The organism is Sinorhizobium garamanticum (assembly GCF_029892065.1).
Lineage (GTDB): Bacteria > Pseudomonadota > Alphaproteobacteria > Rhizobiales > Rhizobiaceae > Sinorhizobium > Sinorhizobium garamanticum.
This window is the reverse complement of sequence record NZ_CP120373.1, coordinates 2,450,509-2,466,825: the sequence shown is the minus strand read 5'-3', so window position 1 is coordinate 2,466,825 and position 16,317 is coordinate 2,450,509. Positions and strand designations below refer to the sequence as shown.

Genomic DNA, 16,317 nt, shown 5'->3' with positions numbered 1-16,317 from the left:
GTGCTATAGCGGCCTTTGCGCGTCCGATTGGACGCGGCGCTGGAGAATGCGGAGTGCGCGCATGTCCGAGATGTTGGAGCGTATCATCGATCAGGGCGTGGGCCGCGCCCCGGCAGACATCGTGCTCAAGGGCGGCCGTTTCTTCGACCTTGTCACCGGCGAACTTGTTGCCTCCGACATCGCCATTTGCGGCGACCGCATCGTCGGCACCTACGGGGATTATCAGGGACGCGAGGAAATCGACGTTGCCGGCCGCATCGTCGTTCCAGGTTTCATCGATACGCATTTGCATATCGAATCCTCGCTCGTCACCCCGCACGAGTTCGACCGCTGCGTGCTGCCGCTCGGCATCACGACGGTGGTCTGCGATCCGCACGAGATCGCCAACGTCCTTGGTACCGAGGGCATCCAGTTCTTCCTTGATTCGGCGATGGAAACGATCATGGACATCCGCGTCCAGCTATCGTCCTGCGTGCCGGCAACGCATCTCGAGACGGCCGGCGCCGACCTGCCGATCGAGCGCCTCGTGCCCTTCCGCCACCACCCGAAAGTGATCGGGCTCGCCGAGTTCATGAACTTTCCCGGCGTCATCCACAAGGACCCCGTCTGCCTGGCCAAGCTCGATGCATTCCAGGGCGGGCACATCGACGGCCATGCACCGCTTCTCTCCGGCAAGGAGCTGAACGGCTATCTAGCCACCGGCATCCGCACCGACCACGAATGCACGACCGCCGACGAGGCGCTCGAAAAGATCCGCAAGGGCATGCACATTCTCGTGCGCGAGGGCTCGGTCTCGAAGGACTTGCATGCCCTGATGCCGATCATCACCGAGCGGCTGTCTCCCTACCTCGCGCTCTGCACCGACGACCGCAATCCGCTCGATATCGCCGAACAGGGCCACCTCGATCACATGATCCGCACTGCGATCGCCGCCGGCGTCGAGCCTCTGGCGATCTATCGCGCTGCCTCGATTTCTGCCGCCCGCGCCTTCGGCCTCAGGGACCGCGGCCTTGTCGCGCCGGGCTGGCGCGCCGACCTCGTGGTCATCGACAGCCTGGAGAACTGCAAGGCCGAGATCGTGTTTTCAGGGGGGAGACGGGTTACGGATGCGCTGTTCGCGACGCGCAAGCCAGTCGAGCCGGTCGGGCTCGACAGCGTCAAGGCTGGCGAGGTCAAAGCAGCCGATTTCGCGGTTCCCCTTACCGAGGGCCAGACCTCGGTGATCGGCGTCCTGCCCGGCAAGATCATAACCGAACACAGGCGCTTCCATCTGCCCGCTGAAGGAAATCAGACTGGAATCGATCTCGGCCAGGACATCATCAAGGTGGCCGTCATCGAGCGCCACGGCGTCAACGGCAACCACGCCAACGGTTTCGTTCAGGGTTTTGGGCTGAAGAAGGGCGCGATCGCCTCGACCGTCGGCCATGACAGCCACAATATCTGCGTGGTTGGCGTCAGCGACGAAGACATGGCGATCGCCGCCAATCGGCTCGGCCAAATCAAGGGCGGCTTCGTCGTTGTCGAAGACGGCAAGGTGACCGGTGAGATCTCCCTGCCTGTCGCGGGCCTCATGAGCCTCGAACCCTATGAGCGGGTGCGCGACACCCTCCATCACCTCCGGCAGGCCGCCTTTGCCCTCGGCGCCACGCTGCAGGAGCCCTTCCTCCAGCTCGCGTTCCTGCCATTGCCGGTGATTCCGCACCTGAAGATCTCGGATCGCGGGTTGGTCGACGTGGACAAGTTCACGCTGATCGGGTGACGGTCACCGCAACCGACCGCAGAAGACGTCGAGCGCAGAAAGCGCGACTACGTCGTCGACCAAGTGCGGTGCGAAGCCGGGCATCGGGACGGCTTCGCGAACAATCACATCGACCGGCAGACGCACCTCCTGCGGTTCCCGCGTGAGATTGAACACGAACAGCAGCCGTTCGCCATTCTTCTCCCTCGTGAAAGCCAGAATGTCATGGTTGATGGTGAGAAATGCCATTTCGCCATCAAGAAGCGGTGCGTGCAGTCGACGGAAAGCGAGGGTTCGGCGATAATGCTCCAGCACCGATCCCGGAACGCCCTCCTGCGCGTCGACCGCGAGCAGCCGCTGTTCCTCACGCACCGGCAGCCAGGGTGCCCCGCGGGAGAAGCCCGCATTGGGCAATTCCTGTTCCCACACCATCGGCGTGCGGCATCCGTCGCGACCCTTGAAGGCCGGCCAGAAGCGGATGCCGTAGGGGTCGCGCAGTTCCTCGAAGGCAAGTTCCGCCTCCGGTAATCCCAGTTCCTCGCCCTGGTAAAGGCAGATCGACCCGCGCAACGCGGCAAGCAGGGAAATCGCGATCTTCGCCACCCGCTCCCGCTCGGCTTCATTGCGCGCGAACCGGCTGACATGGCGGGTAACATCGTGGTTGGAAAAGGCCCAGCAGACCCAACCGTCGGCGACCACGGCCTGGAAATTCTCGACGCAGCGACGGATATGGCCTGCCGTGAATTCGGGTCCGAGAAAATCGAAGGTGTAACACATGTGCAGCTTGTCGCGGCCGCCCGTGTAGGCGGCGACCGTCCTCAGCGAACGGGCGCCGTCGCCCACTTCGCCGACCGTTGCGCGTCCGCTGTATTCATCGAGCATCGCCCGCAATCGGCGCAAGAAGCCGACGTTCTCCGGCTGCGTCTTGTCGTAGAGATGATCCTGCATGCCATAGGGGTTGACATCCGGCGCATCGTGGCTCGTTGCATTCGGATCGGGAACGAGCGGCGGATTGTCCCTGAGGTTCCGGTCGTGGAAATAGTAGTTGGCGGTATCGAGCCGGAACCCGTCGACGCCGCGATCGAGCCAGAAGCGGACGGTCGAGAGTACGGCCTCCTGGACCTCCGGATTGTGGAAGTTGAGGTCCGGCTGCGACGACAGGAAATTGTGCAGGTAATACTGCTTGCGGACGCCGTCCCATTCCCAGGCTGGGCCGCCGAAGATCGAAAGCCAGTTGTTCGGCGCCGTCCCGTCTGGCTTCGGGTCGGCCCATACATACCAGTCCTCCTTGGCATTGGTCCTGCTCGACCGGCTCTCGATGAACCAGGGATGCCGGTCCGAGCTGTGCGAAATCACCTGATCGATGATCACCTTCAGGCCGAGACGATGCGCCTCCGCGAGCATGGCGTCGAAATCGGCGAGCGTGCCGAACATCGGATCGACGTCGCAATAGTCGGAGACATCATAGCCCATGTCGGCCTGCGGTGACCTGAAGAAGGGCGACAGCCAGATCGCATCGACACCGAGCGAGGCGATATGGTGAAGCCTCCGGGTGACGCCGCGAAGATCGCCGATGCCGTCGCCGTCGGTGTCCTGAAAGGAGCGCGGATAGACCTGATAGATCACCGCGCCCCGCCACCAGTCATCCGCTGATATCGATGCTGTCGCCATCGGCAAATCCCCTCGTTTCGGCTGTCTCCAAGCAGATGTATCTTTGGGAGTTCTTCGAGTAAACGACGATGGTGGCATTCGCTTGCAGGACATCGTCTTGCGGGTGGGGCATTGATCGCGCGGGAGGCCGCTGATCAACGCTTTTTGCGTGCCTTGGATTCGTAAGGATTATCCGACGCGCGGAAATGCACCCGGATTGGCACGCCCGGCAGGTCGAAGTCGTTGCGAAGCCCGTTGATCAGATAGCGGGTGTAGGATTCCGGCAGGGCCTCGGGACGCGTGCAGGAGATCATGAAGCCCGGCGGACGGGCCTTTACCTGCGTCATGTATTTGAGCTTGAGGCGGCGCCCGGAAACGGCCGGGGGCGGATGCTGCACCTGCTGCGATTCGAGCCAGCGGTTGAGCCGCGCCGTCGAAATGCGCCGGTTCCAGACCTTGTCGGTGTCGATGATCGCCTGCATCAGCCGGTCGAGGCCATAGCCCGTATGGCCGGAAATCGGCACCGCGCGGATGCCGCGCGCCTGCGGCAAGAGACGCTCGGTCTTTTCACGAAGATCGGCCAGCACTGCTTGCCAGTCCTCGACAAGATCCCATTTGTTGAAAGCGATCACAGCCGCCCGTCCCTCGCGCAGGACCAGATCGACGATCTGCAGGTCTTGCTTCTCGAAGGGGATCGTGGCGTCGAAAATGATGACGACAGTCTCGGCGAAGCGGATCGCCCTCAGCGCATCGGCGACCGACAGCTTCTCGAGCTTCTCCTGGACCTTGGCCTTGCGGCGCATGCCGGCCGTGTCGAACATCTTGATCGTGCGGCCGCGCCATTGCCATTCCACGGAGATCGAATCGCGGGTGATGCCCGCCTCTGGTCCGGTCAGCAACCGGTCTTCGCCGAGGAAACGGTTGATCAGCGTCGATTTGCCGGCATTCGGCCGGCCGACGATCGCCACGCGCAGCGGCTTCGTCTCGTCATAGGCGGGCTCGGCATCCTCGTCTTCCGTCTCCTCGCCCGGAGCGGTTGGGCGGATGTCGACATCGGTCACCGCCACGTCTTCCTTCGGCGGAAATGCCCTCTCCTCGCCGAGCGCGGCCACGATCGCGTCGCGGAGGTCGATCATACCCTCGCCATGTTCGGCCGAGATCGGGCAAGGGTCGCCGAGACCGAGCGTGAAAGCATCGTAGAAGCCGCCATCGGAGCCGCGCGCTTCAGCCTTGTTGGCGACGACGATGACCGGCTTGCCGCGACGGCGCAGCATTTCGGCGAGCGTTTCGTCGGCCGGGGTCAATCCTGCCTTGGCATCGATCACGAACAGCGAAAGATCGGCCTCGTCGATCGCCGCCTCGGTCTGCGCCCACATACGGCCCTGCAGGCTCTCGGGCGCCGACTGTTCTAGGCCGGCGGTATCGATGATGCGAAACTTGAGATCGACAAGCTTGGCGTCGCCGGGACGGCGATCGCGGGTGACTCCCGGCGTATCGTCGACGAGCGCCAGCTTCTTGCCAACCAGGCGGTTGAACAAGGTGGACTTGCCGACATTGGGGCGCCCGACGATGGCGACGGTAAAACTCATCTCAAAATCCGTTTCAAGATCACGATGATTTTTGGGTCAAACCGACCCAAAATCATAAACGTGATCGATTCTAGTAGGCTAGAGCGGGATGCGGGCGGAAAACCGCACACACTTTTCCTCATCCCGCTCTAGGCTTTGCCGCTCGCAGCGATCACGTCAAGCAGCATCTGCGCACGGCCCATGACCCCGCGCGGGCTCTCGGCGTCGTCGGTGATCTGTTGGAACCAGCTTCTTGCCTTGGTGAAGTCGCCCGCCTTGTAGGCCGCGAGCCCAAGCGCTTCCCGGGCGGAATGGCGCATCGTGTTTTGCGGAACGGCCAGTTGTTCGACCTCCGACGACACCTGCTCATAGGTTCCGTGGTCGACAAGCAGATAGGCGGCGCGCAGGCGCGCGGCGTCACGCAGCGCCGGCGGAATGCGCGTATCCTTGCCGATTTCGGAGAAGGCAGTGATCGCCGCGTCGGTCTCGCCCTTCTGCGCCTGCAGGGTCGCAGACCGCAACCGGGCCAGCACAGGATAGGAACCGTAGCCGTCCTTTTCCAAAGCCGTCAGCGCCGCAAGAGCCTCATCCGACTTGTTCTCCCGCGCGAGATTGAGCGCGGCGAGGAAGGCGTCGCCCGATTGCGACGAGGATGTTTCCTGCCAATAGTCGTAACCGACCTTGCCGACGGTGCCGAGAACGATCAAGGCAGCGAGCGCGACGATCAGCCCGCCGAAGCGTGTCCAGATGGCTTTCATCTGGTCCGAACGGAGTTCTTCATTGACCTCGCGGATAAAGCTGTCGTCTTGGTTCGCCATGTCCCTGTGTTCCGGCTGCCCGGCCTTCATGCTGAGAATTCTGCGCCTTCTACCCGATTTTGCGCCGCTTGTAAGGGGGAGAAGATCATTTAGCCGATGGCGATGGGCGCTACGCCGATCATCAGTTCGTGCAGCCTCCAGACAATCGCAACGAAGAGCACGGCACCGAGGAGGATTGCGCCGGCATCGTAGCGATAGGAAACAACGGTGGGATAGCTGATCTCGCCGGCTAGCCAGCGCTTCTTCATGGATATGCGGAGTATGACGCCCCAGGCCAGGAAGGAGCCGAAGAGCAGGACGGACGACGTCTCGCCGTTGGCAAGCAGATGGGCGAGCGCCCAGATTTTGATGGCGAGGATGGCCGGATGTTTCGTTGCGACCCGGATCTTGCCGGCCGGCAGGAAGGCGGCGGCGAGACAGATGCAGGCGATCAGCATCAGCGTCAGGGCGATATGAGTGAGAAAGACCGGCGGCGTGTAGAGGATGCCGGTGGTCGCGCGCGCCTGGTCGAAACCGAAGGCGATAAGCACGAGGCCAATGACCGCCGAGATGCCGTGGATCGCATGCCAGGTCCCGACGCCCTTCCGCTCGATCACCGCCATGCGCACGCCGGGCGCGAAGCTTCGAACGAGGTGGATGCCGAAGAAGATCACAATGCCCAGTATCAGAAGCGCCATGTTTCACCCGCCGCAATTATTCATTTGTTTACCAAGCCATAGCGATATCGATCGCGGATTTCCAGATGGATCAAAGGATTGCCGCATTCCTGCAGAAGGGACGGCAGGAACAATTCCTTTACTGATTCTCCCAAGATGCCTCCGGAATGACGCGCCAGATCCTTGCTCTCTCCCTTTGCCTTTTTCCCGCCCTCGCCATTGCCGAGCCGCTGCTGGCGCCGGCGCCGGGGGCCACGGCGAACAAGCAACTCGTAATCGTCTCCTTCGACGGCGCACATGACAACGCGCTGTGGGAGAAGAGTCTCGCCATGGCCAAGCGCAGCGGTGCCCACTTTACCTATTTCCTCTCCTGCACCTTCCTGATGACGAAGGCCGACGGCAAGCAGATCTACAAGGCACCGGGCCAGAAGGCCGGGCGCTCGAACGTCGGCTTCGCGCAAAGCCGCGATGAAATCGCGACGCGCGCCGGGCATATCTGGCAGGCCCATCTCGATGGACACGATATCGGCAGCCATGCCTGCGGCCATTTCGACGGCAAGGGCTGGAGCGAGCGCGCTTGGCAGCAAGAATTCACCGCGTTCCGCGAGGCACTAATCGACGCCTGGAAAAAGGCCGCCAGGGCAGAGGCCGAGCCGCAAGGCTGGGCGGAGTTTGCCAGAAACGATGTCAAGGGCTTCCGCGCGCCCTACCTTTCGTTGAGCGACGGCCTGCTGCCGGCGTTGAAGACGTTCGGCTTCACCTATGACGCAAGCCTGGTGACCAAGGGGCCCGGCTGGCCGTCGGTGCAGGACGGCTTGCCGCGTTTCGGTTTGCCTCTCATTCCCGAAGGCCCGTCGCATCGGCCGGTGATCGGAATGGACTATAATCTTTTCGTCCGCCATTCGATGGGGGTCGAGAACAAGAAGAACAGCTCCGTTTTCGAAGAACGCACGCTTGCGGCCTACCGCGATGCCTTCCGCAAGGAGTATGACGGCGGCCGTGTTCCGCTGCAGCTCGGCTTCCATTTCGTCGAGATGAATGGCGGCGCCTATTGGCGCGCGCTCGACCGTTTCCTGGCAGAGACCTGCGGCAGGCCGGATGTCGCCTGCGTCAGCTACGCGGAAGCGCTTCCCATCATCGAGAGCGCAAAAAAGAAGGCGGATCGCTCCGCCTTCTGACGGCCACCTCTTAAAGGGCCAGCTCCTCCTTGCCGCCGACCTCGATGAACTGCTGGTCGATCTCAGGCAGCGGCTCCTCGTCGAGGATCGCTTCGAAGGCGCGCAGGCGCTTGTAGATCGAGAGGAGCTCGACGATCGTCGGCCACGAGTTGACGAGATACTGGAACGAAGACGTCACCTGGCCGAATGCACCGGAAATCTGGTTCAGGGCGCCGAGCGAAATCCTGCCGGCGATGATCGACGGAGCGAGAATCAGCAGCGAGAAGATGTTGTTGATCTGCAGGTAGAAGATGCGGGCGATATTGAAATAGAGATAGTGGAAGTAAAGCCGGAAATAGTTCCGGCGGACATTGTCGAACAGATCGGCGACCGTCGGCGGCTGGGCGCGGTCGGCGTGATCCTCGCCGTAGACGAGTTCCTTACGGTAGGCGGCCTCCACGCGCTGATTGCGGAACTCCAGCCCCGGCAGCTTGACGCCGACGAGAGCCAGGAACACGGTGCCGAACAGCGACCAGAGCACGGCTGCCGTCACCAGCGGATAGGGAATGATGCCGACAATCGGAAGCTCGGTGACGTTGGCCGACAGTCGGATCAGCACCGGCGTGAATGCGATCAGGGTCATGACGCTATCGATCAGGCTGACGCCAAGCCCCTCGACTGTAGTCGAGAAACGCATTGTGTCTTCCTGGACGCGCTGCGAAGCACCTTCGATATGGCGAAGCCTGCCCCAGTTGTCCATGTAGTATTCGTTCATCGCTGTGCGCCAGCGGAAGATGTAGTGGCTGACGAAGAAGCGCGTCATGACCGCAACGGCGACGGCCACCATCGCGATCGCCAGGAAGGTGGCAATCTCTCCGTAGAACTGCTCGGCCGTCACCACTGCCGATTTCGAAACCGCAGCCTGCACCAGATCCCAAAACGGGCCGTACCAGTTGTTGATCGCGACACTGACCTGAACCTGGAAATAGGTAACAAAAAGGATCAGGGCGGATCCCAGGATGGACCAGGTCTGCCAGCGATGCGGCGAGTAGACATACCAGAACGCCGTGAAGAGCCCGACGACCACAGCGAAGTAGATGTAGAACCACAGGAAAGCCGGCGACCAGAACGCCGAAATGCCGACGATGGGCGGCGCGTCAACCGCCAGCGGTGGAAGACCGAACTCCGCTCCCAGCCTTTCGCCCCAGCCATACCAGAAGGCAATGGCTAGCAGCGACCAGACGGTGACGGAAATGAAGAATTGCTTCGGCTTGGGGAAAAAGGATTGGAACAAGGTGCGGCACTCTCGCTTCTGAGGAGGGACAATGACTTGCCCCTTGATGTGCCGAAACTAGGGCAATTCGCCCTAGGCAACAATTAGGTAATGTGAATGTTACTGTTATTTCATCAATCTGCGCGCGTTCAAATTTTTCCTGCGCGTCAGCCGGATGACCTTGGAAATCAACGATCCAGCGCGGGGTTGATCTTGCGCAGTTCGAGGACGACCACGCTTCCGCAGCAAAAGAGAACGCCGGCTGCTACGAGCGTCGGCAGGGTAAAATCGCCGGTCCGTTCGGCCAGCCACCCCGCCACCAGCGGTCCGATGATCTGGCCGATGCCGAAAGCTGCGGTCATCAAGGCCAGCGCCCGGCGCGGGCTTTCCGGCGCAAGGCGCCGGCCGATCTGCAGCCCGTAGGCCGTGATCATCATGAAGGTGGCGCCGAGCATCAAGCCGCCTATGAGCGGCGCGAAGGGCAAGGGCAACGAAACGGTCAGAACAAGCCCCGCAGCCTCCACCAGCAGGCCGATGGCGTAAACGCCGGCAAGCCCGAAGCTCGGTACCGCGAAGCGCCAGAGATAAACCGAGACCGCGGCGCTCGCGCCCGTCAGCAGCCAAGCGAGGAATTCGACGCTGTGGCCGCCGCTGGCATCCCTTGCCATGGCGACGAGAAACGTGGCGGTGATCACATAGCCGAAGCCGAAGAAGCCGTAGGTAAGCGTCATGACCGTCAACGGCCGCGTCCACGTCAGCGGTCGTTCGCGTTCACCCCCGCTCGCGGCAATATGACCGCGCGGCAGCAGCGCAGCCACGACGACCGTGCCTACAAGCGCGACGAGCGCACCGGTGAACCAGTCGGCCTGCGACGTGGAGAAGCCGGCGGCCGCAAGCAGCGCGGCCCAGACACAAATCGAGGAAAGGGCGATGCCGAGACCGACGCCGCCGAAATGCACCGACGGTACATGCTCCGATCTGGCGCGCAGCCCCTCTCCCAGCACGATCCCCGAGATGAAGATCATCGCGAAGGCGCTGGCGAGGCCGGCAAGGAAACGAATGACCGAGTAAGCGAGCACGGAGGACGTCATCCCCATGGCGGCGAGCAATAGCGTCGTCGCCACGAGCGCCGCGAGGCCGATCCGCCGTTCGCGACCATGAGCCCAGCCATAGGCCGCAAGCACGGCGCCGGCGAGATAGCCAACGAAGTTCGCCGATGCAATCAGCCCGGCGTCCCGCGGCGAGAGCCCAGCATCTGCCATCATCGCCGGCAGGATCGGCGTGTAGGAAAAACGGCCGAAGCCCATGGCAACTGCCATCGCGATGGCACCGGCGACCGCCGTAGCCGCGAGATTGTCACTCGGAGCGGGATGCACGACGGAAGACGCCGGCTCTTTGCTTCCGCGGTGCTTTACCTCATGAAGGCCGGCACCGGTTTGCTTCGAAGGGACGTGATCGCGGTCCGGCAGTTTGTGAAGCGTGCTCATGGTCTTCTTATTGCACCGCAGCAAGAAGACGACAAATGACTATAATTGAACGTCCTATTGAAGGAATCGAACGATCCACGGGGTCAGTGGTGCGTCAGCCCGGCAAAGTCACGACCAGCGGCCCGCCGCGCGTGACGACGACGGTATGTTCATACTGGACCGTCGGGGCGCGCGGCTCGCTGTAGAGCGTCCAGTCATCGTCTCCGCCTTCCGCCCAGTGAGCGCCCATCGACAAGAACGGCTCGACGGTGAAAACCATACCATCGGTCATGTGCCGCCGCTCGGACGGGTCCGGCCAGGTGGCGATCTCGCCCGGCTCCTCATGCAACGAACGGCCGATGCCGTGGCTCGCGAGGTTGGTGACGAGCGAATAACGGTTCTTGCGGGCAAAGTCGCCGATGGCATTGCCAATCGCAGCCAATGGTTGACCCGGGCGCACCTGCTTCAGTCCGACCCACATGGCGCGCTTGCCGTCGCGGCAAAGCCTGTCGATTGCTGTGGTTACCGGCGGCACCGGAAAGGAAGCGCCCGTATCGGCGAAGATGCCGTCCTTCTCGGCCGAAACATCGATGTTGACGAGGTCGCCGGCGCGGATCACGCGGCTGCCGGGGATGCCGTGCGCAACTTCCTCGTTGACGCTGATGCAGGTTGCGCCGGGGAACTTGTAGCAGAGCTCCGGCGCCGAGCGCGCGCTCGCATCCTCCAGCACCTTGCGGCCGATCGCGTCGAGCTCCGCCGTGGTGATGCCGGGTTCGAGCGCCTCGCCCATTGCCTGGAGAGCATTGGCGCAAATGCGGCCAATTTCCTTCAGCCGCTCGAGATCTTCGTCGTTGTTGAGGGTCATGGTATCTCACTTTCGCGGCCACATGTAGCGTGCCGGCGCGGCATATGCCAGCGCCGACAGCGGACGTTCAGGCGCCGGCAGGCTGCGATCGGCGTTCCTCCGCCAGCATCTCCCGGACCAGCGGCGCGACCTTGGTGCCGTAAAGCTCGATGCCGCGCATGATCTGGTCGTGCGGCATCAGGCCGATCGCCATTTGCAGAAGGAAGCGATCATTGCGGAAGAGCTTTTGATGCGCGACGATCTTTTCCGCCACGGTCTCGGGATCGCCGAGGAAGAGGTTGCCGGTCGCGCTGCGCGCCTGGTCGAAGTGGGCGCGGTTCGTCGGCCCCCAGCCGCGTTCACGGCCGATGCGGTTCATCACCTCCCCCTGCGGTCCGTAAAACTGGTCAGCCGCCTTCTCCGTTGTGTCGGCGATGAAACCGTGAACATTGATGCTGGTCTTCAGCTTCGCGATGTCCTGACCAGCGCGGCGCGCCGCCTCGCGATAGAGATCGAAGAGCGGCGCGAAACGGCGGGGCTCGCCGCCGATGATCGCAAGCGCCATCGGCAAGCCGAGCGCGCCGGCCCGCGCGACCGACTGCGGCGTGCCGCCGACGGCGATCCAGAGCGGCAGCGGATTCTGTAGCGGGCGCGGATAGACACCGCGGTCGTCGATCGGCGGACGCAGCTCGCCCGACCAGGTGACTTTCTCCGTCTCCCGGATCGCCAGCAGCAGATCCAGCTTTTCGGAGAAGAGCTGGTCGTAGTCGTCGAGCGACTGGCCGAAGAGCGGGAAGGATTCGATGAAGGATCCTCGTCCGGCCATGATCTCCGCGCGGCCGTTGGAGAGAAGGTCGAGCGTCGAAAACTGCTGGAAGACCCGCACCGGATCGTCCGAGCTCAGCACCGTCACGGCGCTGCTCAATCGGATCTTGGCTGTACGCGAGGCCGCGGCCGCCAGGATCACCGCCGGCGCCGAGGCCGCATAGTCCGGTCGGTGGTGCTCGCCAAGACCGAAGACATCGAGCCCGACCTGATCGGCAAGCTCGATTTCCTCAAGCAGATTGGCGAGACGCCGCCGTCCTTCGGCTCCCTTGTCGATCGCATTCGGATCGACGTCCGCGAATGTGTAAAGCCCGAGTTCCATGATGCCTCCCTGTTGCTGTTTGCAGAGAAATAGTTGGCATCACATCGAGCCGCAAATGCCGTTGAGGAAACGCACCGTTTCCAACGGGAGTGTTCACTTCATTGCAGCAGTAGGCCGACCGCATGAAGCGCAGTGGATCGGGCCTCGTTTGGCCCATTTTGAGCGATGGCGGCAGACTTCAATCCATCCTCGCCAAGACCTGCTCCAGATTTGCAAAGAACTTCTGCCATCCCGCGTTGGCGCCTCCGTAGGCCTGCCGCTGTTCCGGCCGGAAGCCCGACTGCTCCATGCGCAGCTGTGTCCCCGTGCTCGTTGGGGTGAGGGTGAAAGTCACCACGCTCTTCAGATCGTAGGCCGGATCCTCGTGGGCGAAATTCCAAGTGTAGGTCAGCTTTTTGTTCGGCTCTACGGTTAGCACCTCGCAATCCAATACTCCGCCCCAATCTCCGCGAAGATTGAAACGGTGACCCACAACCGGTTTGAAATCGTTCTTCATCAGCCACTCCTCGACCAGATGTGGCTGGGTGAGCGCGCGCCAGATCTTTTCCGGCGGATGAGGGATCTCGCGTTCGACCACGACGGAGCGCGTTTCGGGCAACGTTTCATTCATTGGTCCATCCTTTTCAGTAGGTCTTCGAGGTCGTCGAAGCGGCTTTGCCAGAACCCGGCCATCTGGCTTGTCCAATCGACCAGCGGGGCAAGCGCGCCGAGTTGGGCGCTGTAGTACGTATGGCGACCTTCGTGGCGGTCGCGCACCAAACCCGCCTGCTTCAGGACCCCGAGATGCTTTGAGACGACGGGTTGCGACACCCCGGCCCGCGCCGTCAGGGCTCCGACCGTCCTTTCCCCCTCACGGCAAAGGCGTTCAAAGAGAGCCCGCCGAGTCGGATCGGCAAGCGTCCTGAAGAGAACATCGTGAGCGTTCGACATTTGGGATCAATACCCCGCTGGCTATTGATCAATATATAGCCGGCGAGCTATGCGTGAGTCAAGTCGATCCCGGGTCGGTTGATGATCCTCCTACAGGAGCCGTTGGTCGGGGGCTAAATCGCCGTTGTGCTGGGCCTCATTCGGTCCAGGAGTGCGCGCGTGTGCGGGAATGGCAGCGCTCACCATGGCGCGCGGAGTCGCATATCTCTCCAGCTATACCTTCGAGTATTATCGATATGCGCCACGTCCGACCCCGCACCGAGATCGACCTCGTCGGAAAGGAAGCGGGGAGCCCCGCAGAGAGGGATTGCCGCCCGCGCATGGTAGCCGCGATTCGGGCAGATCGGGCGTTGCTCTAAGCCGCGATCAACGTCCTCTTGACCGCGCTGCGCCAGCCCTTGAGCTTCACCTTACGTGTCGCCTCGTCCATCTTCGGCTCAAAACGCCGGTCGCGCGCCCAGGATCTCGCGAACTCCTCCTGGCTTGGCCAGATGCCGGCGCGACTTCCGGCAAGCCAGGCGACCCCAAGCGCCGTCGTCTCGAGAATGAAGGGACGATCGACCGGGGCGTCGAGCAGATCGGAGAGGCGCTGCATCGTCCAGTCGGACGCGACCATGCCGCCGTCGACGCGCAGCACTGTATCCCTGCCGCCGTTGCGCCAATCCTTGTGCATGGCCTCGAGCAGATCGCGGGTCTGGTAGCAGACAGCTTCGAGCGCCGCCCGGGCAAACTCTGCCGGGCCTGTGTTGCGCGTCATGCCGAAGATCGCGCCGCGAGCATCAGGATTCCAGTGCGGCGCACCGAGGCCGGTAAAGGCCGGAACGAGATAGACGTCCTGCGAGGGATCGGCACTCTCGGCAAGCGTGCCGGTGTCCGGGGCCGCCTTGATCACCTTGAGACCATCGCGCAGCCATTGCACGGCCGCACCGGCAACGAAGATCGAACCCTCGAGCGCGTAGGTGGTTTCGCCATCGAGACGATAGGCGATGGTGGTAAGCAGGCGGTTCTTTGAGCGGACGATGTCGCTGCCGGTGTTGAGCAGGGCGAAGCAGCCGGTGCCATAGGTCGATTTCAGCATGCCGGGCGTGAAGCAGGCCTGACCGATCGTCGCCGCCTGCTGGTCGCCGGCGACGCCGAGGATCGGGATCGCCGCGCCAAAGAGCGCTGAGTCAGCCACGCCGAAGTCGGCGGCGCAATCCTTGACCTCCGGCAGCATCGCCCGCGGAACGCGCAGAATATCGAGCAGGTCGTCGTCCCAGGCATTGTCGGCGATGTTGTAGAGGAGCGTGCGCGATGCGTTGGTCGCGTCCGTCGCGAAGGACTTGCCGCCGGTGAGCCGCCAGATGAGGAAAGTGTCGATCGTGCCGAAGCAAAGCTCGCCCTTTGCCGCGCGCACCCGCGCCCCCTTCACGTTCGAAAGCAGCCAGTTGAGCTTCGTGCCGGAGAAATAGGGATCGAGCAGCAGGCCGGTCTTTTTCGCAAAGGTCTTTTCAAAGCCCTTTTTCTTCAGCTTTTCGCAGAAGGACGCCGTGCGGCGGTCCTGCCAGACGATCGCATTGTGGATCGGCTTTCCGGTCTCCCGCTCCCATACGACCACCGTCTCGCGCTGGTTCGTGATGCCGATCGCGGCGATCTCGCTTGCGGAAATACCCGCGTTTCCGATCGCCTCCTTGACGGTGAAGAGAACCGTTTGCCAGATTTCTTCCGGGTCGTGCTCGACCCAGCCCGACTTCGGGAAATGTTGCCTGAATTCCTTCTGGCCGACGCCGGCGACCTTCTGCTTGCGGTCGAAAACAATCGCCCGGCTCGATGTCGTGCCCTGATCGATCGCGAGAATATATTCGCCCATGCGCCCCTCCCCGGCCTTACCTCGACGTCGCGCCTTCCTCAAGGACGACATTCGAAAAACTTCAATACGACGGAAAAACGAATGTCAAACGAAAACGAAACGCAATTCCATTGCCCGTGCGAACGGCGCCAAATCTGCGTCGGCAATCTGAAAAACACAATTGTCACCCGTGCATTTTTCCGCGTAGGTTGACACTGTTGCATTGCAAAACCGAGCCGAGGCGGAACGAGGAACAGCGCGGCGCGTTTCGTCCGCGACCCGCTCGAACCGGTGACAAGGAGCGGCAGCGCGAGGGAGAGAACAAAATGACAAAAACTGCGGTCATAACGGGTTCGACGAGCGGAATCGGTCTGGCGATTGCCAGGGCTTTCGCGAAGACCGGAGGCAATATCGTGCTGAATGGCTTCGGTGCGCCGGACGAGATCAGGGCAGTGACGGACGACGTCGCCGGACTCGGAAGCGGCATCGTCATCTATCATCCCGCGGACATGACCAAACCCGACGAGATCGCCGACCTGATGGCGACCGCTGCGACGCGCTTCGGCGGTGTCGATATCCTCGTCAACAATGCCGGCGTGCAATATGTCGAGAAAGTCGAGGACTTTCCGGTCGAACAATGGGACCGGATAATCGCCATCAATCTCTCCTCTTCCTTCCACACGATCCGCGCCGCGCTGCCGGGCATGAAGGCGAAAGGCTGGGGGCGTATCATCAATATCGCCTCGGCGCATGGGCTCGTCGCCTCGCCGTTCAAGTCCGCCTATGTCGCGGCCAAGCATGGTATCATGGGCCTCACCAAGACGGTCGCGCTGGAGGTCGCGGAAAACGGCATCACCGCGAACTCGATCTGCCCCGGCTACGTACTAACACCGCTTGTCGAGAAGCAGATCCCGGACCAGGCTAGGACGCGCGGCATCACGGAGGCGCAGGTGGTGAACGACGTGATGCTCAAGGGCCAGCCGACCAAGAAATTCATTACGGTCGAGCAAGTGGCATCGCTGGCGCTCTATCTTGCGAGCGATGACGCTGCGCAGATCACCGGCACGCATGTCTCGATGGATGGCGGCTGGACTGCGCAGTAGAGCGGACTAAGGAAAAGCGTAAGCGGTTTCCGCCCGTATTGCGTTCCAATCTACGCCGCCGCGAGTCTAATCAGACGCGCAAACGACGCTGTAGCACTTTGAATTGCTGCATGTTTTATCCTTAAATCGGGTACGATTA

General features: G+C 62.3%; 14 protein-coding genes. 3 read left to right on the top strand and 11 right to left on the bottom strand.

Features of this window, described 5'->3' with window-relative positions; translation table 11 throughout:
* The first annotated feature begins 61 nt into the window (after positions 1 to 61).
* Positions 62 to 1,759 carry an adenine deaminase gene (ade, locus tag PZN02_RS11470; RefSeq protein ID WP_280658121.1) on the top strand — a complete coding sequence of 566 codons (1,698 nt, stop codon included), beginning with the start codon at positions 62 to 64 and terminating at the stop codon, positions 1,757 to 1,759.
* A 3-nt stretch (positions 1,760 to 1,762) separates the two neighbouring features.
* On the opposite strand, the gene bglA is transcribed toward ade, so the two are convergent.
* The 4 genes from bglA to PZN02_RS11450 form a co-directional block, all read right to left on the bottom strand.
* A complete protein-coding gene (gene bglA, locus PZN02_RS11465) occupies positions 1,763 to 3,409 on the bottom strand; it encodes a beta-galactosidase BglA (RefSeq protein WP_280658120.1) in 1,647 nt (548 codons plus the stop codon).
* 134 nt (positions 3,410 to 3,543) lie between these two features.
* Positions 3,544 to 4,977: a ribosome biogenesis GTPase Der gene (gene der / locus PZN02_RS11460; protein WP_280658119.1), complete on the bottom strand. Its 1,434-nt coding sequence runs from the start codon at positions 4,975 to 4,977 to the stop codon at positions 3,544 to 3,546.
* 128 nt (positions 4,978 to 5,105) lie between these two features.
* Positions 5,106 to 5,774: a tetratricopeptide repeat protein gene (locus PZN02_RS11455; RefSeq protein WP_280658118.1), complete on the bottom strand. Its 669-nt coding sequence runs from the start codon at positions 5,772 to 5,774 to the stop codon at positions 5,106 to 5,108.
* Positions 5,775 to 5,863: 89 nt separating this feature from the next.
* Positions 5,864 to 6,451 (bottom strand): NnrU family protein, encoded by a 588-nt coding sequence (locus tag PZN02_RS11450; RefSeq protein ID WP_280658117.1) that lies wholly within the window; start codon positions 6,449 to 6,451, stop codon positions 5,864 to 5,866.
* A gap of 146 nt (positions 6,452 to 6,597) precedes the next feature.
* On the opposite strand from PZN02_RS11450, the gene PZN02_RS11445 reads away from it, so the two are divergent.
* Entirely contained in the window at positions 6,598 to 7,608 is a 1,011-nt protein-coding gene (locus PZN02_RS11445) for a polysaccharide deacetylase family protein (protein ID WP_280658116.1), read from the top strand.
* A gap of 10 nt (positions 7,609 to 7,618) precedes the next feature.
* On the opposite strand, the gene sbmA is transcribed toward PZN02_RS11445, so the two are convergent.
* From sbmA to glpK, 7 genes are all read right to left on the bottom strand, one after another.
* Positions 7,619 to 8,881: a peptide antibiotic transporter SbmA gene (gene sbmA / locus PZN02_RS11440; RefSeq protein WP_280658115.1), complete on the bottom strand. Its 1,263-nt coding sequence runs from the start codon at positions 8,879 to 8,881 to the stop codon at positions 7,619 to 7,621.
* A gap of 167 nt (positions 8,882 to 9,048) precedes the next feature.
* A complete protein-coding gene (locus PZN02_RS11435; protein WP_280661467.1) occupies positions 9,049 to 10,179 on the bottom strand; it encodes an MFS transporter in 1,131 nt (376 codons plus the stop codon).
* Positions 10,180 to 10,441: 262 nt separating this feature from the next.
* Entirely contained in the window at positions 10,442 to 11,191 is a 750-nt protein-coding gene (map, locus tag PZN02_RS11430; protein WP_280658114.1) for a type I methionyl aminopeptidase, read from the bottom strand.
* Positions 11,192 to 11,258: 67 nt separating this feature from the next.
* Positions 11,259 to 12,317: an LLM class flavin-dependent oxidoreductase gene (locus tag PZN02_RS11425; protein ID WP_280658113.1), complete on the bottom strand. Its 1,059-nt coding sequence runs from the start codon at positions 12,315 to 12,317 to the stop codon at positions 11,259 to 11,261.
* 178 nt (positions 12,318 to 12,495) lie between these two features.
* Entirely contained in the window at positions 12,496 to 12,927 is a 432-nt protein-coding gene (locus PZN02_RS11420) for an SRPBCC family protein (RefSeq protein ID WP_280658112.1), read from the bottom strand.
* Positions 12,924 to 13,247, bottom strand: coding sequence for an ArsR/SmtB family transcription factor (locus tag PZN02_RS11415; RefSeq protein WP_136505746.1), 324 nt, complete (start codon positions 13,245 to 13,247; stop codon positions 12,924 to 12,926). Before PZN02_RS11415 ends, PZN02_RS11420 begins: the two co-directional genes overlap by 4 nt.
* Positions 13,248 to 13,602: 355 nt before the next feature.
* Positions 13,603 to 15,096, bottom strand: a complete 1,494-nt coding sequence (gene glpK, locus PZN02_RS11410) for a glycerol kinase GlpK (protein ID WP_280658111.1) — start codon at positions 15,094 to 15,096, stop codon at positions 13,603 to 13,605.
* Positions 15,097 to 15,401: 305 nt separating this feature from the next.
* Here glpK and PZN02_RS11405 point away from each other — a divergent pair, with 305 nt between their 5' ends.
* Complete coding sequence (locus tag PZN02_RS11405; RefSeq protein WP_280658110.1) at positions 15,402 to 16,178, top strand: 3-hydroxybutyrate dehydrogenase; 777 nt, start codon at positions 15,402 to 15,404, stop codon at positions 16,176 to 16,178.
* The last annotated feature ends 139 nt before the right edge of the window (positions 16,179 to 16,317 follow it).